The 18974-nt window shown below is 68.1% G+C and carries 19 protein-coding genes; 5 read left to right on the top strand and 14 right to left on the bottom strand.

Features of this window, described 5'->3' with window-relative positions; translation table 11 throughout:
* Window positions 1-5 precede the first annotated feature (5 nt).
* Complete coding sequence (gene rarD, locus ACIBCN_RS03360; RefSeq protein ID WP_396989835.1) at window positions 6-935, bottom strand: EamA family transporter RarD; 930 nt, start codon at window positions 933-935, stop codon at window positions 6-8.
* Between the two features lie 35 nt (window positions 936-970).
* Between rarD and ACIBCN_RS03365 the strand changes: the two genes are divergently transcribed.
* The gene (locus tag ACIBCN_RS03365; protein ID WP_396989836.1) at window positions 971-3394 is read left to right on the top strand and encodes an HAD-IC family P-type ATPase; all 2424 of its coding nucleotides are present in this window, start codon (window positions 971-973) and stop codon (window positions 3392-3394) included.
* An 80-nt stretch (window positions 3395-3474) separates the two neighbouring features.
* Window positions 3475-4293: a PhzF family phenazine biosynthesis protein gene (locus ACIBCN_RS03370; protein WP_396989837.1), complete on the top strand. Its 819-nt coding sequence runs from the start codon at window positions 3475-3477 to the stop codon at window positions 4291-4293.
* 313 nt (window positions 4294-4606) lie between these two features.
* Here ACIBCN_RS03370 and ACIBCN_RS03375 read toward each other — a convergent pair whose 3' ends face one another.
* Genes ACIBCN_RS03375 through lspA form a run of 3 tightly spaced genes read right to left on the bottom strand, consistent with a single transcriptional unit; the run spans window position 4607 to window position 6820 of the window.
* Window positions 4607-5275 carry a hypothetical protein gene (locus tag ACIBCN_RS03375; RefSeq protein WP_396989838.1) on the bottom strand — a complete coding sequence of 223 codons (669 nt, stop codon included), beginning with the start codon at window positions 5273-5275 and terminating at the stop codon, window positions 4607-4609.
* Window positions 5268-6194, bottom strand: a complete 927-nt coding sequence (locus ACIBCN_RS03380; RefSeq protein WP_396989839.1) for an RluA family pseudouridine synthase — start codon at window positions 6192-6194, stop codon at window positions 5268-5270. Before ACIBCN_RS03380 ends, ACIBCN_RS03375 begins: the two co-directional genes overlap by 8 nt.
* A complete protein-coding gene (gene lspA, locus ACIBCN_RS03385; RefSeq protein ID WP_396989840.1) occupies window positions 6191-6820 on the bottom strand; it encodes a signal peptidase II in 630 nt (209 codons plus the stop codon). The genes ACIBCN_RS03380 and lspA overlap by 4 nt, the downstream gene beginning before the upstream one ends.
* A gap of 76 nt (window positions 6821-6896) precedes the next feature.
* Between lspA and ACIBCN_RS03390 the strand changes: the two genes are divergently transcribed.
* Both ACIBCN_RS03390 and ACIBCN_RS03395 read left to right on the top strand, forming a co-directional pair.
* Window positions 6897-7850, top strand: coding sequence for a hypothetical protein (locus tag ACIBCN_RS03390; protein WP_396989841.1), 954 nt, complete (start codon window positions 6897-6899; stop codon window positions 7848-7850).
* Window positions 7847-8563 (top strand): hypothetical protein, encoded by a 717-nt coding sequence (locus ACIBCN_RS03395; RefSeq protein ID WP_396989842.1) that lies wholly within the window; start codon window positions 7847-7849, stop codon window positions 8561-8563. Before ACIBCN_RS03390 ends, ACIBCN_RS03395 begins: the two co-directional genes overlap by 4 nt.
* Window positions 8564-8567: 4 nt before the next feature.
* On the opposite strand, the gene ACIBCN_RS03400 is transcribed toward ACIBCN_RS03395, so the two are convergent.
* From ACIBCN_RS03400 to ACIBCN_RS03410, 3 genes are read right to left on the bottom strand one after another with little or no spacing between them, the layout of a single operon-like run.
* Window positions 8568-9008, bottom strand: coding sequence for a ubiquinol-cytochrome c reductase iron-sulfur subunit (locus ACIBCN_RS03400; protein WP_396989843.1), 441 nt, complete (start codon window positions 9006-9008; stop codon window positions 8568-8570).
* Between the two features lie 15 nt (window positions 9009-9023).
* Window positions 9024-9596 carry a DUF6529 family protein gene (locus tag ACIBCN_RS03405; protein WP_396989844.1) on the bottom strand — a complete coding sequence of 191 codons (573 nt, stop codon included), beginning with the start codon at window positions 9594-9596 and terminating at the stop codon, window positions 9024-9026.
* A complete protein-coding gene (locus ACIBCN_RS03410) occupies window positions 9586-10254 on the bottom strand; it encodes a hypothetical protein (protein ID WP_396989845.1) in 669 nt (222 codons plus the stop codon). The genes ACIBCN_RS03405 and ACIBCN_RS03410 overlap by 11 nt, the downstream gene beginning before the upstream one ends.
* A 190-nt stretch (window positions 10255-10444) precedes the next feature.
* On the opposite strand from ACIBCN_RS03410, the gene ACIBCN_RS03415 reads away from it, so the two are divergent.
* A complete protein-coding gene (locus ACIBCN_RS03415; RefSeq protein ID WP_396989846.1) occupies window positions 10445-10600 on the top strand; it encodes a hypothetical protein in 156 nt (51 codons plus the stop codon).
* Window positions 10601-10805: 205 nt separating this feature from the next.
* Here ACIBCN_RS03415 and ACIBCN_RS03420 read toward each other — a convergent pair whose 3' ends face one another.
* From ACIBCN_RS03420 to ACIBCN_RS03450, 7 genes are all read right to left on the bottom strand, one after another.
* Window positions 10806-11750, bottom strand: a complete 945-nt coding sequence (locus ACIBCN_RS03420) for an alpha/beta hydrolase family esterase (protein ID WP_396989847.1) — start codon at window positions 11748-11750, stop codon at window positions 10806-10808.
* Window positions 11751-11861: 111 nt separating this feature from the next.
* Window positions 11862-13808 (bottom strand): acetate--CoA ligase, encoded by a 1947-nt coding sequence (gene acs, locus ACIBCN_RS03425; protein WP_396989848.1) that lies wholly within the window; start codon window positions 13806-13808, stop codon window positions 11862-11864.
* Window positions 13809-13859: 51 nt separating this feature from the next.
* Window positions 13860-15497: a cation acetate symporter gene (locus ACIBCN_RS03430; RefSeq protein ID WP_396989849.1), complete on the bottom strand. Its 1638-nt coding sequence runs from the start codon at window positions 15495-15497 to the stop codon at window positions 13860-13862.
* On the bottom strand, window positions 15494-15850 hold the full coding sequence (locus tag ACIBCN_RS03435; protein ID WP_396989850.1) for a DUF485 domain-containing protein: 357 nt from the start codon (window positions 15848-15850) through the stop codon (window positions 15494-15496). Before ACIBCN_RS03435 ends, ACIBCN_RS03430 begins: the two co-directional genes overlap by 4 nt.
* Window positions 15851-16013: 163 nt before the next feature.
* Window positions 16014-17768 carry a cation acetate symporter gene (locus ACIBCN_RS03440; protein ID WP_396989851.1) on the bottom strand — a complete coding sequence of 585 codons (1755 nt, stop codon included), beginning with the start codon at window positions 17766-17768 and terminating at the stop codon, window positions 16014-16016.
* Between the two features lie 42 nt (window positions 17769-17810).
* Window positions 17811-18176, bottom strand: coding sequence for a hypothetical protein (locus ACIBCN_RS03445; protein ID WP_396989852.1), 366 nt, complete (start codon window positions 18174-18176; stop codon window positions 17811-17813).
* On the bottom strand, window positions 18173-18970 hold the full coding sequence (locus tag ACIBCN_RS03450) for a LytR/AlgR family response regulator transcription factor (protein WP_396989853.1): 798 nt from the start codon (window positions 18968-18970) through the stop codon (window positions 18173-18175). The genes ACIBCN_RS03445 and ACIBCN_RS03450 overlap by 4 nt, the downstream gene beginning before the upstream one ends.
* Window positions 18971-18974: the final 4 nt, after the last annotated feature.

Below are 18974 nucleotides of genomic sequence, written 5' to 3' on the forward strand. Positions count from 1 at the left end.
CCCCGTTATGCAGATTTCTGCACAGAATTCTCACCGAGAACGCCGCCTCGGCCTTCGCGATGGGTGCGGCGGACGCGCAGCAGGGCGTGCGCGGTGAAGAGGGCCAGGGCCGTCCAGATGAGGGCGAAGCCCGCCCAGCGGGATGCGGGCATGGGTTCGTGGGCTATGGCCACGCCCCAGGCCATCTGGAGGGCAGGCGTGAGGTACTGGAGCAGGCCCATGGTGGTCAGCGGAACCCGTTGGGCGGCAACGGCGAACAGCAGCAGCGGCACCAGGGTGACCGGGCCGGTGGCCAGCATCAACGCGGCATGTCCTGCGCTGGAACCGAATTCGCTGCGGCCGGTGACCGCGAGCACGATCACGAAGACCAGCGCGAACGGCGCGGCGACGATGCCCTCGGCGGCGATGCCGCGCAGCGCGTCCAGCGGGATGACCTTCTTCACCAGGCCGTACGTCGCGAACGAGCAGGCAAGCACCAGCGCGATGACCGGCGGCCTGCCGTAGTCGACGGTGAGCACCGCGACCGCGGCGGCACCGAGCCCGAGCGCGGCCCACTGCGCCTTGGCCAGTCGCTCGCGGAAGATCAACACCCCGAACGCGACGGTGACGAGCGGGTTGATGAAGTACCCGAGCGCGCACTCCACCACATGCCCCGACGTGACGCCGTACACATACACACCCCAGTTGATCGCGATCGCCGCTGACGCCACGGCCGCCAACCGCCAGATCCGCGCGCCGATGCCACGCAGCTCGCGCAGCCTGCCGGACACCATCAGCACCGCGAGCACCACCAGCAACGTCCACAGGATCCGCTGCGCGACCACTTCGCCCGCACTGGCGAACGCCAGCAAACCGAAGAACGCGGGGAACAAACCCCAGAGAAAAAACGCGCTCATACCGAACGCAACACCCGGGATGGACCTGCTCCGCTGCACGCTTCCGACGCTACTTCTCACGTAGCCTTGCGGTCATGTCGACAACCGTGCAGGCTTCGCGCGCCACCGGACTCACCGCGGCGGAGGTCGAGCAACGTCGCCGCGACGGGCTCACCAACGATGTGCCGGACCGGGCCAGCCGCTCGGTCCGCGACATCGTCAGGGCGAATGTCTTCACCAGGATCAACGCCCTGCTCGGCGTGCTGTTCATCCTGGTGCTGTCCACCGGTTCGATCATCGACGGCATGTTCGGCCTGCTGATCATCGCGAACAGCGCGATCGGCATCATCCAGGAGGTCCGCGCCAAGCGCACCCTGGACAAGCTGGCCATCGTCAGCCAGACCAAGCCGACGGTGCGCCGCGACGGCAAGGCCGTCGAGGTGGCGCCGCGCGAGGTGGTCCTCGACGACCTGATCGAGCTCGGCCCCGGCGACCAGATCGTGGTCGACGGCGAGGTCGCCGAGGCGTCGCTGCTGGAGATCGACGAGTCGCTGCTCACCGGCGAGGCCGACCCGATGGACAAGCAGGTCGGCGCGGAGGTGATGTCGGGCAGCTACGTGGTCTCCGGCAGCGGCTGCTACCGCGCGACCAAGGTCGGCAAGGACGCCTACGCGGCCAAGCTGGCCGACGAGGCGAGCAAGTTCACGCTGGTGAAGTCGGAGCTGCGCAGCGGCATCGACACCATCCTGAAGGTGATCACCTACCTGCTGATCCCGGCGGGTCTGCTGAGCATCTACAACCAGCTGTTCTCCAGCAAGGAGTCGTGGCGCCCCGCGGTGAGCGGCATGGTCGCGGCGCTGGTGCCGATGGTGCCCGAGGGCCTGGTGCTGATGACTTCGGTCGCGTTCGCGGTCGGCGTGGTGCGGCTGGGGCGGCGGCAATGCCTGGTGCAGGAGCTGCCCGCCATCGAGGGTCTGGCCCGGGTGGACGTGGTGTGCGCGGACAAGACCGGCACGCTCACCGAGAACGGCATGCGGCTGTCCGACATCAAGACCCTGGAATCGTTCGAGGACAACGACGTTCGGCAGGCACTCGCCGCGCTGGCGGCCGACGATCCACGCCCGAACGCGAGCGTGCAGGCCATCGCCGAGGCGCTGCCGGACAGCCCAGGCTGGCAGCGCACCGCGGTCGCGCCGTTCTCCTCGGCCAAGAAGTGGAGCGGCTGCTCCTACGGCGAGCACGGCGACTGGCTGCTCGGCGCTCCCGACGTGCTGCTCGACTCGAACTCCGAAGAGGCCGGGGTGGCAGAAGAACTCGGCTCCTCCGGGCTGCGCATCCTGCTGCTCGCCCGCAGCGACCGCCCGGTCGACGCCGCGGACGCGCCGGGCACGGTGCGTCCCGCCGCGCTGGTCGTGCTCGAACAGCGGGTCCGGCCGGACGCCAAGGAAACTCTCGAATACTTTGCCAGCCAGAACGTTTCGATCAAGGTGATCTCCGGCGACAATGCCGTATCGGTGGGCGCGGTCGCCTCATCGCTCGACCTCACCGGCGGCGATCACGCGGTGGACGCGCGCGAATTGCCCGAGGGCCGTGACCAACTCGCCGACGTGCTGGACCACGAGACCACCTTCGGCCGGGTCCGCCCGGACCAGAAGCGCGCCATGGTGGCCGCCCTGCAGTCGCGTGGCCACACCGTCGCGATGACCGGCGACGGCGTCAACGACGTGCTGGCGCTCAAGGATGCCGACATCGGCGTCGCGATGGGCGCGGGCAGCCCTGCCACCCGCGCGGTCGCGCAGATCGTGTTGCTGGACAACAAGTTCGCGACCCTGCCGTACGTGGTGGGGGAGGGCCGCCGGGTGATCGGCAATATCGAACGGGTCTCGAATCTGTTCCTCACCAAGACCGTGTACTCGGTGCTGCTCGCCTTCCTGATCGGCATCGCGGGCATCGGCTCGCAGATCTTCGGCTACGACCCGATCGGCTACCCGTTCCTGCCTCGGCACGTCACGATCGCCGCCTGGTTCACCATCGGCATCCCGGCGTTCATCCTCTCGCTCGCGCCCAACAACGAGCGCGCCCGTAGCGGATTCGTCCGGCGCGTCATGCGATTGGCCATCCCGTCCGGCGTGGTGATCGGCGTCGCCACCTTCGTGGCCTACCTGATCGCCTACGCCGGTCCCGATGCCACCGCGCAGCAGAAGGAGCAGGCGGGCACCACCGCGCTCATCACGTTGATCATGATCGCGGTGTGGGTGCTCGCCATCGTGGCGCGGCCGTACGTGTGGTGGAAGGTGGTGCTCATCGCGGCCTCGGTCGCCGCCTACATCATCTTGTTCACCGTCCCGTTCACCCGGCACTTCTTCAAGCTGGACCCGTCGAATGTCGGGCTCACCACGGCCGCATTCATTTGCGGCGCTGTCGGAATCGTGCTCGTCGAGGTCGCGTGGTGGGTCAGCGCGACGCTGCTCGGCGAGAAGGGCCAACTGTTCCCGACCCCGAATAACGGCGTTTCCTGACAAACTGGACATCTGACCCGGCGCGCCGCGAGAAGCCTTGTGCGAAGCGACCATTCAGTGTTGGAGTACCTTCTCCGAATATGGAGGTACTGCTGCACCAGATCGACGCGTTCGCCGACGCACCGTTCTCGGGCAACCCAGCCGCGGTCATGCCGCTCCCGTCGTGGCTTCCGGATTCGTTGCTGCAACACCTGGCCGAGGAGAACAACCTCGCCGAAACCGCCTTCTACACCGCGGAATTACCGCCGGAGGCCGGTGCGCCTCCGGGGGACTGGCCCGCGTTCCACCTGCGCTGGTTCACCCCCGCGGTCGAGGTCGACATGTGCGGGCACGCCACCGTGGCCAGTGCCGCACAGATTCTCGAGGACATGCATCCCGGCGCCGACCGGGTGAGCTTCTTCACTCGCAGCGGCTGGCTGCATGTCGACCGCACCGACGACGACGAATTCGTGCTCGATCTGCCCGCCGTGTCATCCACCGAGGCGGAACCCGATCTGGTGCTCGTCGCCGCGCTCGGCGTCAGCGCGGTGCGCGCATTCACCGGCACCGACGAGGTCATCGTGGTGGCGACCGAACAGGAAGTCCGCGACGCCGTACCGATTTTCACCGCGTTCCCGCCGGTGCCGCGCGGCGTGATCGTCACCGCGCGCGGCGAGAGCGCCGATTTCGTCTCGCGGTTCTTCGCGCCGGGCGTCGGCGTGCTCGAGGACCCGGTCACCGGATCGGCGCACGCCCAACTGGTTCCGCTGTGGGCGCGCGAGCTCGGCCGTACCGAACTCAGTGCCCGCCAGCTCTCCCGGCGCGGCGGCAGCCTGCGCTGCGCGCTCGTCGATGACCGGGTGCTGCTCGTCGGCCGGTGCCGCCGATACCTCGACGGTGTTGTGCAACTACCGGACTGAACCGAGCATCCGCGACTCGCGCGCATTGCCACCAAGACTCGCGCTCATTCAGCGCCGCCGTGGCCGCGCCGCCGCCGAGTCGCGCGTTGTCACCACGGCGCGGCGAATCATTGATGCGGCGTGGTGATTTCAGGCCTCCGCCGGGATGAAGTGGGGATGAATCACCCCGGCGGAGGTCTGTCCTACCGGGCTCTGTTTCGGTCGTCATCGAATCTCGCTCGAGCTGTTGAGGTTCCGAGCTGGTGCTGAGTCAGGACTGATCTTCGATGGGGCAAAAGATGGGGGCGTGCGGCGAGAGAATTGGCGCGCCGTGTCACTGATCCGGGACGGGGCCGTCGTTCGGGCCGGGGAGGGCGGCGTCGAGTTGGTCGGGGAGGAGCGGGACTACGCTGAATCGGCCGGAGACGGCGTCGGGGGGCAGGGCCTCTACCGCGCGGATTCCGTTCTGGGAGGCGATGTTTCGGAGGCCGGCGAGTGGTCCGCGCAGGACCAGGCCGACGGTGCATGCGCACCCGGAGCGCAGTCGGGCGGCAGAGAGCGCGGCGATCCGGGCGGCGCGGTCATCGGGTGTGTTCCGTGGGAGCAGCCATGCGGCCGACTCCGCCGAGGTGACCGCCGCCTCGTCGCCCGCAGGGACCGGCACCGCGACCAACGGGGTCTGCACCCGGGGGATCGGAACCTGGTACAGCACTTGCGATATCCGCAGCCCGCCACTGTGCAACGGAATCTGCTCCGGCACCAGCGGTTCGGTGAACGACACCAGTGCCCAGTGATCAGCGGCGTCCGTACCGGTGAGCGAATCGCGGGCCCGCGCAAGATAATCCGCGACCCGCTCACCCTGCTCCGGGCCGAGTCGGTCGGTGAACACCCCCGCTGTACGCGGCGGGTTCAGCACACCGAGCAGCACGATGAACACGACCAGCGCGACGGCCGCCGCCCCCAGGGCGAGTCGACCGAGGGGCAGCGTCCGCCGGTCAGGCATTGCGCAGGACGTCCAGGGCGTGCTTCAGATCGTCGGGGTATTCGCTGGTGATCTCCAGCCAGCGGCCGTCCGCGGGATGGTGGAAGCCGAGCGAACGGGCATGCAGCCATTGCCTTTCCAGGCCGAGGCGCTGAGCGAGGCGCGGGTCGGCGCCGTAGGTGAGGTCGCCGCAGCATGGGTGCCGGATCGCGGAGAAGTGCACCCGGATCTGGTGGGTGCGCCCGGTTTCCAGGTGGATGTCGAGCAGACTCGCGGCCTGGAACGCCTCGACGGTGTCGTAGTGCGTGACGCTCGGGCGTCCGTCGGCGGTGACCGCGAACTTCCAGTCGTTGCCGCGGGCCCGCCCGATCGGGGCGTCGATGGTGCCGCTGCTCGGGTCCGGATGTCCTTGCACCAGTGCGTGATACCGCTTGGCCACGGTGCGCTGCTTGAACGCGCGCTTGAGCACCGTGTAGGCGTGCTCGGACTGCGCGACCACCATGACACCGGAGGTTCCGACGTCGAGCCGGTGCACGATGCCCTGACGTTCATGCGCGCCGGAGGTGGAGATCCGGTAGCCTGCCGCGGCCAGCCCGCCGATCACCGTCGGCCCGGTCCAGCCGACGCCGGTGTGCGCCGCGACGCCGACCGGCTTGTCCACCGCGACGATGTCGTCGTCGGCGTAGAGGATCCGCATGCCCTCCACCGGCGCGACCTCGATGGACAGTTCGCGCTTCGGCTCCGGGAAGATCACCTCGAGCCAGGCGCCCGCGGCGAGCCGGTCGGATTTGCCCGCCGCGATGCCGTCGAGCTGCACCGAGCCTTCCTCGGCGAGCGCGGCGACGGCGGTGCGGGACAGGCCGAGCAGCCGGGACAGGCCCGCGTCCACGCGCATGCCGTCGAGCCCGTCGGGAACGGGCATGGTTCGTGTTTCCCTCATGCGGTGTTCCCCTCGCTGGTGCTCTTGTTCGTAGTGGTCTCGGTTTCGTCGGTGTCCGGCTCGTCGCGCCCGGTGCGCGTCCCGTTCGGCTCGAAGCCGAATACGGTCAACACCACCAGCAGGATCGCGCCGCAGACGATCGACGAGTCCGCCACGTTGAACACCGGCCACCAGCCGATCGCGATGAAGTCGACCACATGTCCCTGCAACGGCCCCGGCGCACGGAACAGCCGGTCCACCAGATTGCCGAGCGCGCCGCCGAGCACCATGCCGAGCCCGATCGCCCACCACAGCGACCGCAGCGTGCGCCCGATGCGCACCACCCCGATCACCACGGCCGCGGCGACCAAGGTCAGCAACCAGGTCATGCCGGTTGCCATCGAGAAGGCCGCGCCGGGATTGCGGACCAGGCTGAACCTCGCGAAGTCGCCGATGATCGACACCGGCTCGCCCGGCGTCAAGTTCGCGACGACGATGCATTTGGTGAGCAGGTCCAGGCCGAGCAGCACGCCCGCGATGATCAATAGGGTCCGCAGCCGCTGCGGCGGAGCCGCTGATGTTGCCTCCTCGGCGGTGTTCGCTGGGTTCTCCTCGGACGGCGGCTCATCACTCACACGCACCATCATCTCTCGAGCTACCCGACACGTTGTGCGGCGGTCACCCGCAAGTCCCAGCTGACACTCAGGAACCGGTCGTACCCTGATGCTCGTGACGGTGTTGTCTTCCCCCCACATCCCTCGGTTCGCGCGGTCGGGTGTGCTGCTGATAGTCCTCGCGGTCGGCCTGACCGCGTTCGGAACCGGCTGCAGCGGTGGCTCGGAGTCGCGCCCGGAGACCGACAGCACCGAGCCGCTGGGCATCGGCAAGCAAGTGACGGTGCCGATCCCGGCCGCGACCACCGTCCTGGTCTCGCCCGGTGCCGAGCCGCGCTCGCTGCTGCACCGCGACTATCCGGCGGGCACCGTGCAGCAGGTGACGCTGCATACCTCGCACCGCATCGCCCAGCAGATCAACGATCAGCCCGCGCGCGATTTTTCCGCGCCCGCGCTGTCCATCCCGATGACCGCGCAGACCGACGCCGAGGGCATCGATCTGACGCTCGGCGCCGTCACCACGCCGGACCCGTCGCTGGCCAAGGCGCTCACCAAGACCGGCGGCTCGCATGCCGGATTCGACCTCAGCGACCTCGGCACCATCACCGCGCTGCGGCTCGAGCCGTCGCCGGACATCCCCAACCCGGCGCGGGCCGCGCTGGAGCAGGCCTTCTATCAGGCGGTCTACCGTTCCATCGCGTTCCCTGATCAGCCGGTCGGCGAGGGTGCGGTCTGGACGGTGCGGCAGGAGATCGCCGGCGGCGTCACCCTCGATCAGGTGACCACGGCGACGCTCACCAAGCGCGATGGCGACCGGCTCACCATCGAGCTGGACGTCATCCAGCAACCGAAGTCCGCGGTGTGGAACCTGCCCAACAACGCGGGCAAGCTCGACATCCAGGACTACGTGATGCAGGGCACCGGCACCATCACCGTCGATCTCGGATTGCCGCTGCCGGTCTCCGGGTCCATCACCGTCGGTGGCCACCAGGGTTACCGCGATGCGCGCAGCGCGAGCGTGCTGCAGCAGACGATCGACACGCAGGTGTCGTGGACGGAGTGAGCCGCGGGTCTGCCCTGGTGCTGGCCGCCGCGACCACCGCGCTCGTCGCGGCGTGCGGGTCGTCGAAATCGGCGGCCCCCGAGTCGCCGGGATTGCCGCCACTCGGTCCGGCGGTAACCGCCGCGCCGGTCACCGCTGACCCGATCGCCAATGCCGACCGACTCCACGACCAGCTGTTGACCAGCACGAATCTGCCGCCGAACTTCACCATGCTGCCCACCCGCGCCGAGGCGCCCGCCGGCGCGCACGACTCGCCGACCGATCCGGCGGAGTGCGCGAAAGTCCTTACTCCGCTCGGGGCGCAGCAGGCGGGTTCGCTCGCCAAGGCGTCCATTCAATACTCGGGTCCGAATTTCTCCAGCGTCGATATCGATGCGGCGAGCTATCCGAATCACGCGGTGGCGTCCGCGTTTTCGGAGGTGCAGGCGACCTTGCGCCGCTGCCTGCACTACTCCGGCAACGACGCCACCGATATCGCGGCCGACTACCGGGTCGGCGGTCTCACTGCGCCGCGGGTCGGCGACGCCGCCGCCGCGTTTCAGGTGCGGACCACCAGCGATGGGCTGACGCTGCATTCCTCGGTCGCGATCGTGCAGGTCGGCTGCACGCTGGTGCAGGTGGCGGTGACCGCGCCGGAACCGGTCGAGGACGGGGTGCTCAGCGATCTGACCGCCGTGCAGGTGCGTCGGCTGCAGGGTGTGCCGGGGCCATGAGCAACTAGCCTGGCACCACCGAATCGCCGACGACCCGAACGGTTTTCGCGGCCAGCGCCTTGGTTGCCGGGCCGTTGGAGACGGTGCCGTCCAGCTTGTACTTGCTGCCGTGGCACGGGCAGTTGATCGTGCCGCCGGACACCGAGGCGACCGTGCAGCCGGCATGCGTGCAGGTCGAGGACAGTCCGACGAAGGTGCCCGCGCTCGGCTGGGTCACCACGGTGTCGCCGACGATCACGCCGCCGCCCACCGGAATGTCCGCGGTCTTGGCGAGTGCGTTGCCAGCAGGCCGGCCTGGGGTCGTCGGATTGCCGGTCGGTGCGGGATTCGGTGCGGGAGCGGCGTTTTCCTTGCCGTAGGTGGAGCACGCGGACAGTGCGGCCGCCGCGACAACGGCGCCCGCGACCACGCTGCGGCGGGTGAGGACCGATTCGTCGTTGGTCATGTGGTCGATCTCCGATCAGAAGGCGAGTCCGTTGTGCTGGAAAAACCAGAGCGACGAGGTGAGCCAGATGCCGGTCAGGACGGCCAGCACCAGGCCGCCCGCGACCGGGATCACCCAACCGGGCAACCCTTTTCGAGTGAGCAGCAGCATCTTGGCGACGAACGCGCCATAGAAGAAGCAGCCGAGTAATGAATGCAGCAGCACCCGGGTGTCGTACTGCTCGAATCCGAAGGCGTAGAGGCAGTGCACCGCGACCGGGACGCTGACCAGCACGGCGAGCCTGCCCGTCCAGACGTGCGCGGTGCCGACCCAGGACGGTGCGTCGACCGGTAGCTTGCCGTACATCGCCAGCGCCGAGACCAATTGGCACAGGGCGAGCAGGATGGCGACGGTGGCCAGCCAGGTCTTGACCGCCTGCGGGCTGGAGAAGCCCGCGATATTGACCGAGTAGCCCATCGGCTCATGCGTTTTGGCGTAGACGCCGAGTAGCACCGACACCGCCGCACCGATCAATACCGGGATCGCGATGGCCGCGACCGCCGTTGCGCTCGGCCGCCGGATGGGCGTCGTCTTCCGATCAGCCGACACTGTCACCACCACTTACCTTGTTCGCGATTATCTTCTTGCCGTTGACGATTGCCGTCGCGTCGGGGGCCAGGCCGGCGGCCGGGGAGGTCGCACCGTCGGCGGCGCGCCGCACACCGGTCACGGTGCCGTTGGCGTCGACGATCCAGCTCTGCCGCGCGCCGCCCTCGTTGTAGACATAGAGTCCGGCGGGCGATTGCACCGGCGCGGCGGTGAAGTCCCATTTCCGGGGTCCGAGCCACAGCGTGCCGGTGACCACCTTGCCGTCGTAGCGGCCGGCTAGCTTGGCGTCGTTCTTCCCGGTCAGCTGTAGTGCGCCACTGGCCGCACTGCCCTGCAACCACGACTCGACCGCCTTCCCGTCACAGGCATAGGCAATCGCCTTGTCCTCCTGGACGGTGATCGACAGCGTGATCGGAGCACCTGTCACCAGCGGAATTGTGCCGACATAGTCAGCCTTCGCCGGAAACCGCACCGGTGCAGGCGGATTGCTGGTTGGCGCGGCGGTAGTAGGTGGTGCCGCAACGGCGCTGCTCGTCACTACCGGCGTATTCGGTTTCGCCGCAGCAGGCTCGCTCTCCTTGGACATATTGACGATCAGCAGCACCACACCGAGCACAGCCACAGCCGCCAAAGTGAGCCAAGGCCCAAGACGTTTCATAGGGTCTCCTCGATGTCTACCCGTCGGCCAACCGGCCGAAGCGATCCTCGAACGTAATGCCGCACCGGTTACCGCTCTTCGCTTTGTCAACGGGGCAGCCCACCGGGCGGTTCAACCAGACATCGACGACAGCCAGCTATCGGCGTGTCAATCGACCGTGCGCACTTCAACCGTGCGAGACAATCGTCTGATGGCAGCGATCATCCTGCGACCTCGGCGGCGGCAATGGATACCCGCGTCGGAAATACTCGAGGTGCTGACCCGGCTCGGCCCTGATACGACAGGTTTGCTCGAAGAGTTGCGAGAGACGTTGAGCCAGACGGCTGGATCGCAGCCACCGTACTGACGTACAACATTCCGATCGCGACGCAGGACGGCGACTACGCCGCCATGCCGGGCCTGCGGATCATCAAGCTCTGAACGCGGGGCCTGGCGGCGGACCTGGCCCCCCTCAACGCTGCGGTGGCCAGGTCCGCCGCTGGGGGGTTACCCCCTGGCGATTGCTTCGGAAACCTCGGAATCGGTTGGGGGATTGTGGGGCGCTGCAGGTTTCAGCATGTTTGGTGTGGTGGCGACATGCGGTGTGCTAACAGAAATCGCATCAGGTTTCGCTGGAGTTCGATGCCGTGATCCTGCTGCATCAGCCACGCGCCGATCGCGTGCTCGGCCAGCAGGGGGGTGGTGAACTGCGCGAGTTCGCATCCGCGGGGACTGGCGTAATGCTCGACGGTGAGCGGGTTCGGCAGTCCCTGCCCGACGTCGAGAACCTGCACGGCGGTCGGCAGGGTCGGCGCCGAACCCGGATCCGCGAGATTGTCGGCCGCGAGCCACTGCGCGAGGTTGGACCGGCCGATCACGATGGTGCTGATCTCATCGAAGAGGGTCTGCACGAAGAAGGTCGGCATCGGGCGGGCTCGTTCGCCCATCGCGTCGATGATGACCTGGCCCTCGGGTCGGGTTCGGTACGGCGCGCCCGCCATCGGCGCGATCGCCGCGTACAGGTCGGGATAGGTGGCACCGAGAACGGTGGTCATCGCGCCGCCCGCCGAGTAGCCACCCAGGTAGACGCGCGACCGATCGAGCTGGAACTCATCGATCAACGCGGTGCTGAGGCCCGCGATAATGGACGGCTCGCCCTCGCCGCGCCGCTGATTCCCGGCCTTGTCCCAGTTCCAGCACAGCTCCTTGTTCGCCGCCGGATCCTGCAGCGGATAGGCGAGCACGAAGCCCATTTCGTCGGCGACCCGGGTGAGCGAGAAGCCGGTCGGCTCCGGATGATCGATCGGATCGTCGCAACCGTGTAGGTACACCATCAGCGGCCTGCCCGCGGTCGCACCGGGCGGCACGTGCAGGTAGTAGCAGCGGGTGCCCGCGCCATTGGTGAAGCAGCGCTTGTCGATCTGGGCTCGCGCGCCCGGCGCGCCGGACAGCAGGCAGGCGGCGATCAGCAGGAAAGAGCCGAGGACGGCGGAAAGGCGAAGCACGGTGACTCGCACCCCACCAGCCTAACCACGCGTCGAGCCGCGCACACGCCCTCGATTCCCTGGGCGACGGACCCGTCCCCTCATCGCCATTTCGGGTGGCCGGGTCCGTCACCGGGGCGGGGGCTACCCGCGGGCGATGGCCTCGAAAACCTTGGGGTCTACCAAGGTCGAGGTATCGCCCAGCTCGCGGCCTTCGGCGATGTCGCGGAGCAGGCGGCGCATGATCTTGCCGCTGCGTGTTTTCGGCAGCTCAGGGACGAGATGGATCTCGCGTGGACGGGCAATGGGGCTGATCTCGCGTGACACCGCCGATTTCAGCTCGGTGACGAGCGGGTCGCCGGTGTTCGCCGCGCCCGCGGTGAGGATGACGAAGGCGACGATGGCCTGGCCGGTGGTGTCGTCGCTGGCGCCGACGACCGCTGCCTCGGCGACCGAAGCATGTTCGACGAGCGCGGATTCGACTTCGGCGGTGGAGATCCGGTGGCCGGACACGTTCATCACGTCGTCCACCCGGCCGAGCACCCAGAGGTCGCCGTCGTCGTCGAGCTTCGCGCCGTCACCGGCGAAATACCAACCGGCGGCGGCGAATCGGTCCCAGTAGGTCGCGCGGAAACGCTGTGGGTCACCCCAGATGCCGCGCAGCATCGACGGCCACGGCTGGTCGAGCACCAGCAATCCGGCTGCGCCGCGGTCGAGTTCGGCGCCGTCATCGTCGACCACCTTCGCCGAGATACCCGGCAGCGCGGCCGTCGCGGCACCCGGCTTGGTGATAGTGACGCCGGGCAGCGGCGAGATCATGATCGCGCCGGTCTCGGTCTGCCACCAGGTGTCCACGATCGGCGTGCGGTTGCCGCCGATGACTTCTCGGTACCAGCGCCAGGCCTCCGGATTGATCGGCTCGCCGACGCTGCCCAACAGCCGCAGCGACGACAGATCGTGGGCGTCGGGGATCTCGCGACCCCACTTCATGAACGTCCGCACCAGCGTCGGCGCCGTGTAATAGATAGTGACGCCGTACTTTTCGATGATCTGGAAGTGCCGGTGCTCGTCCGGGGAGTTGGGCGCGCCTTCGTAGACCACCTGGGTGGTTCGGTTGGCGAGTGGTCCGTAGACGATGTAGCTGTGTCCGGTGACCCAGCCGATGTCGGCGGTGCACCAGTAAACGTCTTGTCCGGCTTTGTGATCGAAGACGTTGTGGTGGGTGTAGGCGGTCTGGGTCAGGTAGCCGCCGGAGGTGTGCAGGATGCCCTTGGGCTTTCCGGTGGTGCCGGAGGTGTAGAGGATGAACAGCGGATGCTCGGCATCGAATGCCTGCGCCTCGTGCTCCGGCGAGGCGTCGGTGACGGTGTCGTGCCACCACAGATCCCGGCCCTCGGTCCACGGCACATCAATGTTGGTGCGCCGCACCACGAGTACGTGCTCGACGGTCGATCGCGCCCCGCCCAGCGCCTCGTCGACGGCTGCTTTGAGCGGCGCCGCCGTCCCGCGCCGCCACTGCCCATCGGTGGTGATCACCAGCCGCGCCCCCGCGTCGTCCACCCGCTGGCGCAGGGCGGTGGGGGAGAAACCGGCGAACACCACCGAGTGGGTGAGCCCGAGCCGGGCGCAGGCGAGCATCGACACGATGGCCTCGGGCACCATCGGCATATAGATGGCGACCCGATCACCCGCCCGCAACCCCAGCTCGGTCAGATAGTTTGCCGCCCTCGATACTTCGTCGCGGAGTTCGCCATAGGTGATATCGCGGGAATCGCCGGGCTCGCCTTCCCAGTGAATGGCGATCTGGTCACCGTGCCCGTCCAGCACGTGCCGGTCGACGCAGTTGTAGGCGACATTGAGCTTGCCGCCGACGAACCACTGCGCGACCGGCGCGTCGCTCCAGTCCAGAACCTGCGTCCACGGCTGTTCCCAGTACAGCCGCCGCGCCTGCTCCGCCCAGAACGCCAACCGGTCCCCTGCCGCCAGGTCGTACAGTCCCGCATCGGCATTCGCCGTCGAGGCGAAGGCCTCGCCGGGCGGGTAGGCCGCCGGTGCGGTGCTGTCGCGGGGATCGGTGGTTGCGCTGGTCACGCGATATCTCCTAACGAGAGAACAAGGGGGACAACAACTATCGGTCAGTGATCAGTGCACCACCGCCTTCTCGGCGCCGACACCGGTCAGCGAGCGGACCTCCATCTCGGCGGCCTTGGCCGGGTTCTCGTCGGCCTTGCCGAGGAACGTCCCGACCACGCCGAGCACGAAAGCCAGTGGAATGGACACGATTCCGGGGTTGGACAGCGGGAACCAATCGAAATCGGAGCCGGGCAGCATCGAGCTCGCGGTACCCGACACGGCGGGCGAGAACACGATCAGCACGATGGTCGAGATGAGGCCGCCGTACATGCTGAACAGCGCGCCGGTGGTGTTGAACCGCTTCCAGAACAGCGAGTACAGGATCGTCGGCAGGTTCGCCGCCGCCGCCACCGCGAACGCCAGCGCGACCAGGAACGCGATGTTCTGCCCGTTGGCGAGGATGCCGAGGCCGATCGCGATCGCGCCGATCACCACCGCGGTGATCCGGGAGACTCGCACCTGCTTGGCGTCATCGACCTTGCCGCGCTTGATGACTCCGGCGTAGATGTCGTGCGCGAACGAGGTCGCCGCGGTGATGGTGAGCCCCGCGACCACCGCGAGGATGGTGGCGAACGCGACCGCGGAGATGACGCCGAGCAGGACCACGCCGCCCAGTTCGAACGCGAGCAACGGCGCCGCGGAGTTCTGTCCGCCCGCCGCGGCCAGGATCCGGTCCGGCCCGACGATCGCGGCGGCGCCGTAGCCGAGCACCAGGGTGAACAGGTAGAACGCGCCGATCAGCCCGATCGCCCACACGACTGATCGGCGCGCCTCCTTCGCGGTAGGCACGGTGTAGAAGCGCATCAGCACATGCGGGAGACCCGCGGTGCCGAGCACGAGCGCCAAACCGAGAGACAGGAAGTTCAGTTTCGAGGTGGCGGTGGCGCCGTACTGCGCGCCGGGCGCGAGCACGTCGCGGGCGGCGACGCCCTTGGCCTTCGACCCGGTCACATGCTCCTGGGCCGACCCGAGAATGTCGGACAGGTTGAAGCCGAACTTGGCGAACACCATGACCGTCATCAGCGCGGCGCCCACGATCAGCAGCACCGCCTTGATGATCTGCACCCACGTGGTGCCCTTCATGCCGCCGACCAGCACGTACACGATCATCAGCACGCCGACCACGGCGATCACGATGGACTGCCCGGTCTTGTCGGAGATGTCGAGCAGCAGCGCGACCAGGCCACCGGCACCGGCCATCTGCGCGAGCAGGTAGAACAGCGACACCGCGAGGGTGGTCAACGCCGCGGCGGTGCGCACCGGGCCCTGCTTGAGCCGGAAGCTCAGCACATCGGCCATGGTGAATTTGCCGGTGTTCCTGAGCATTTCGGCGACCAGCAGCAGTGCGACCAGCCAGGCGACCAGGAACCCGATGGAGTACAGGAACCCGTCGTAGCCGTACACCGCGATGGCGCCCGCGATACCGAGAAAGCTTGCGGCGGAGAGATAGTCGCCTGCGATGGCGATGCCGTTCTGCGGGCCGGAGAAGCCACGGCCGCCGGTGAAGAAGTCGGCGGCGGTAGCGTTGTTACGGCTGGCCCGGACGACCACGACCATGGTGATCGCGACGAATACCGCGAAGATGGCGATATTGGCCGTCGGGTTGCCGACGGTCGCGGCGGCGGCATAGGTGCTGATCTGATTCACGCGTGGCCCCCCTCGAGCTTGTCGCGCAGGGCCGCCGCGCGCGGATCCAGTTCCCGGTTGGCGAACCGGACGTAGAGCGCGGTGATGGCGAAGGTGGAGACGAACTGCCCCAGACCGAGCAACAATCCGAGGTTGATATTGCCGAAGACCTTGTGCGCCATGAAGTCGTGCGCGTACGCGCCGAGCAGCACATAGCTGAGGTACCACACCAGGAACAGGGCAGTCATCGGAAAGACGAAGCGACGCAGGCGCGTTCGTAATTCTTGAAAGTCCGGGCTGGCCTGCACATCGATGAATTCGTCTGCACTCGGCGTGCGCCGGGGGGCGGTGCCGTCGAGTTCTGTACTAGTCATGGTCGTCCTAGCTTCTGACATGGCTTACTTGCTCAGCACCGTAGCCAGGCCCGTATGAGGAAACGATGATGTGGCGTGGGTCACTCCGGGAAGACGGCCGATTGTGCGGTGAACGGTCGGTGTGGCACGACGAGCGGTCGGCGGCGGATCCCCGTGCGACGGCTCAGTTCGAGCGCAGACCGCGTTCGCGATCGGCGCCCATGCCGAGCCGCTCGGGGGCGTGCATGCGGACGAAGATGCGGCCGACCCGGCGGCCGCCGGGGCCCTGAGTCACCTTGCTGACCAACACCATTGCCGCGAACGCCAGCGGCACGCTGATTGCCGCCGGATAGCCGACCAGTGCGGCGGGCCACCCGCCTGCCACCTCGTCGGACAGGCCGCCGGTCACCGACACCACCGTCGCGCCACCGGAGACCAGCCCGCCCGCGGTCAGCCCGGCCGCCGCACCCGTCGCCGTCAGTCCGCGCCACCAGATGCCGAGCACCAGCAGCGGGCACAGGGTCGAGGCGGCCACCGAGAAGGCGAGACCGACGGTGCGCGACAGGTCGAGTGAGGCAACGGTGATCGAAAGGGTAAGCGGCACACCACCGGCCACCAGCGCCGCCGCCCGGAAGTCGCGAATTCGCCCGCGCAGCATGTCGGTGCTCAGCACGCCCGCGATGCTCACCAGCAGTCCCGACGACGTGGACAGGAACGCCGCGATCGCGCCCGCCGCCACCAGCGCGGCCAGCAATTGTCCAGGCAGGCCACCCACCACCGAGCCCGGCAGCAGCACCACCGCCGCGTCGGAGGTTCCGGTGATCAACAGCTGCGGCACGTACAGCCGCGCGAAAACCCCTAGCAGCACCGGGAATAGGTAGAACAATCCGACAAGTCCGATGACCGCCACGGCCGTCGCGCGTGCGGCTCGACCGTCTGGATTCGTGTAGAAGCGCACCAGTACGTGCGGCAAGCCCATGGTGCCGAGGAAGGTCGCGATGATCAGCGAATACACCTGATATGTCGGGTGCGCGCCGCCGAACCCGCCGCCCGGCTCCAGCCATTCGCTGCCATCCGCCGGCGCACCCGCCACCACCGGCACCGCGGCGCCCGCCTCGAGCACCATTTCGGTGCCCGGCGACAGCTCGTGCGGGCCAGGGGTCAGCAGCACCTGACCGCTCACCGGACTGTCGTCCAGGGTTCCGGTGATCGAAACCTGTTGTGCCGCAGCGACCTGCACCACCACGGCGGTGCGCACGTCCACCACTGTGCGCTCGGTGACCACCGGGGGAGCGGGCGCACCGAGCTGCTGATCCTCGGTCAGGAAATGGCCGAGCAGCACCAGCGCCGGAATCGCCACCGCGGTCAACTTCAACCAATACTGAAACGCCTGCACCAGCGTGATCGACCGCATGCCGCCGCCGGCCACGTTCGCGATCACGATGACCCCCACCGCCGCCGCGCCCACCCAATCGGGCAGGCCGAGCAGCGTATGCAACGTCAACCCGGCACCCTGGAACTGCGGAATCAGGTACACCGCGCACACCAGCACCACGACGGTCGCGGCCAATCTGCGCAATCGCACCGAGCCCAAACGGAATTCGGCGAAGTCGGGCACCGTGTAGGCGCCCGACCGCCGCAGCGGCGCCGCGACGAACAGCAACAGCGAGAGATAGCCTGCGGTGAATCCCACCGGATACCACAGCGCATCCGCGCCGTACTTCGCGATCAGCCCCGCAACGCCGAGAAACGAAGCGGCCGAGAGATATTCACCGGAGATCGCGGTGGCGTTCCACCCGGATCTGACACTGCGCGAGGCAACCAGGAAGTCAGAGGTGGTGCGCGCCAACCGAACCCCGTAGGCCCCGATGGCGACAGTCGCGAGTGCGGCGAACAGCAGCGCGAGCACCGTCAACCACGGCACCGTCCCAGCGGTCACCGCGCCCCTCCGTCAGCTCTGCTTGCTGGGCGGGCCGGCATGTCAGTCCTCGGCCAGGTCGAGGAAGTCCTGCTCGTTACGTTCGGCCAGGCGGACGAATAAGCGTCCGGCGAGATAAAGGAGTGGGTAGACGGCGAGGCCGAGTAGGAGCCACGGCAGGCGGATGCCGAACACCACCGTCGAGCCGACCGTGCCGATCCCGAAAAGCACCGGGAGTGAGCACAACACGACGACAATGACCAAGCCGAGCCGCAACGCGAGGCCGAGCTGGGCACGGATCAGGCCGCCGATCAAGGCCTCGCCGATCTCGGTCTGCTCGGCCACCTCCATCCGCGTGCGCACCCGCCGCGCGCCACGGCGTTCCGATAGCACCACGCGCTGGCGGGCGGGGCGGTGCGGCCCGGTCACTGGCCGGTCCACTGTTGCCGAGGTCCGTGCACCAGCCGCTGTTTCAGCTCACGCACCTGCCTGCGGCTGACCGGCAACTCCACCGCCGTGGCATTGCCGTCGGCTCGCAGGCACACCACGGTTCCGGTGCCGACGGTGCGCAGGCCGGTCACCAGTCGCAACGCGACAAGGTAAGAACGGTGCACGCGCAGGAATCCCGCGTCCTGCCACCGGGACTCCAACGCGGACAACGGAATCCGAACCAGGTGCGAGCCATCGCTGGTGTGCAGGCGCGCGTAGTCGCCATCCGCCTCCACCCAGCTGACGCTCGACCGTGGCACCAGCGTGGTGACCCCGCCAAGCTCGACGGGAATGACCTCACTCGGATCGGCTCGCGGTTCATCGACGACGGGAGCCGGTGCGCCGCGGGTCGACGCGATCCGGCGCACCGCCTCGGCCAGCCGCGCCTCACGCAACGGCTTCAGCAGATAGTCGACCGCGCCCAGATCGTAGGCGGCCACCGCCCGATCATCGTGTGCCGTCACGAAAATTACCGCGGGCGGGTTCGCGAACTCCGACAAAATGCCCGCCAGCTCCATCCCGTCCAACCCGGGCATATTGATATCCAGGAACACCGCGTCGACCGGATGTGCCCGCAACACCCGCAACGCGGTGGTCGCGTCGGCCGCGTCGTGGATCTCGCCGACGCCGGGCTGGGCGCGCAACAGATACACCAGCTCGTCCAGAGCAGGCTTTTCATCGTCGACGGCCAGCACCCGCAGGGTGCCGACCGCGTTATCGGTGGACCGCGTCACAACC

Source organism: Nocardia sp. NPDC051052 (assembly GCF_044456045.1).
Lineage (GTDB): Bacteria > Actinomycetota > Actinomycetes > Mycobacteriales > Mycobacteriaceae > Nocardia.

What these genes read in the sequence shown, in the direction of transcription:
- ACIBCN_RS03380 (WP_396989839.1), bottom strand. Translation starts at nt 6,194, where the DNA reads ATGAGGGAAACACGAACCATGCCCGTTCCCGACGGGCTCGACGGCATG.
- ACIBCN_RS03390 (WP_396989841.1), top strand. Translation starts at nt 6,897, where the DNA reads ATGCTCGTGACGGTGTTGTCTTCCCCCCACATCCCTCGGTTCGCGCGG.
- ACIBCN_RS03365 (WP_396989836.1), top strand. Translation starts at nt 971, where the DNA reads ATGTCGACAACCGTGCAGGCTTCGCGCGCCACCGGACTCACCGCGGCG.
- lspA (WP_396989840.1), bottom strand. Translation starts at nt 6,820, where the DNA reads ATGATGGTGCGTGTGAGTGATGAGCCGCCGTCCGAGGAGAACCCAGCG.
- ACIBCN_RS03400 (WP_396989843.1), bottom strand. Translation starts at nt 9,008, where the DNA reads ATGACCAACGACGAATCGGTCCTCACCCGCCGCAGCGTGGTCGCGGGC.
- ACIBCN_RS03435 (WP_396989850.1), bottom strand. Translation starts at nt 15,850, where the DNA reads ATGACTAGTACAGAACTCGACGGCACCGCCCCCCGGCGCACGCCGAGT.
- ACIBCN_RS03410 (WP_396989845.1), bottom strand. Translation starts at nt 10,254, where the DNA reads ATGAAACGTCTTGGGCCTTGGCTCACTTTGGCGGCTGTGGCTGTGCTC.
- ACIBCN_RS03370 (WP_396989837.1), top strand. Translation starts at nt 3,475, where the DNA reads ATGGAGGTACTGCTGCACCAGATCGACGCGTTCGCCGACGCACCGTTC.
- ACIBCN_RS03415 (WP_396989846.1), top strand. Translation starts at nt 10,445, where the DNA reads ATGGCAGCGATCATCCTGCGACCTCGGCGGCGGCAATGGATACCCGCG.
- ACIBCN_RS03375 (WP_396989838.1), bottom strand. Translation starts at nt 5,275, where the DNA reads ATGCCTGACCGGCGGACGCTGCCCCTCGGTCGACTCGCCCTGGGGGCG.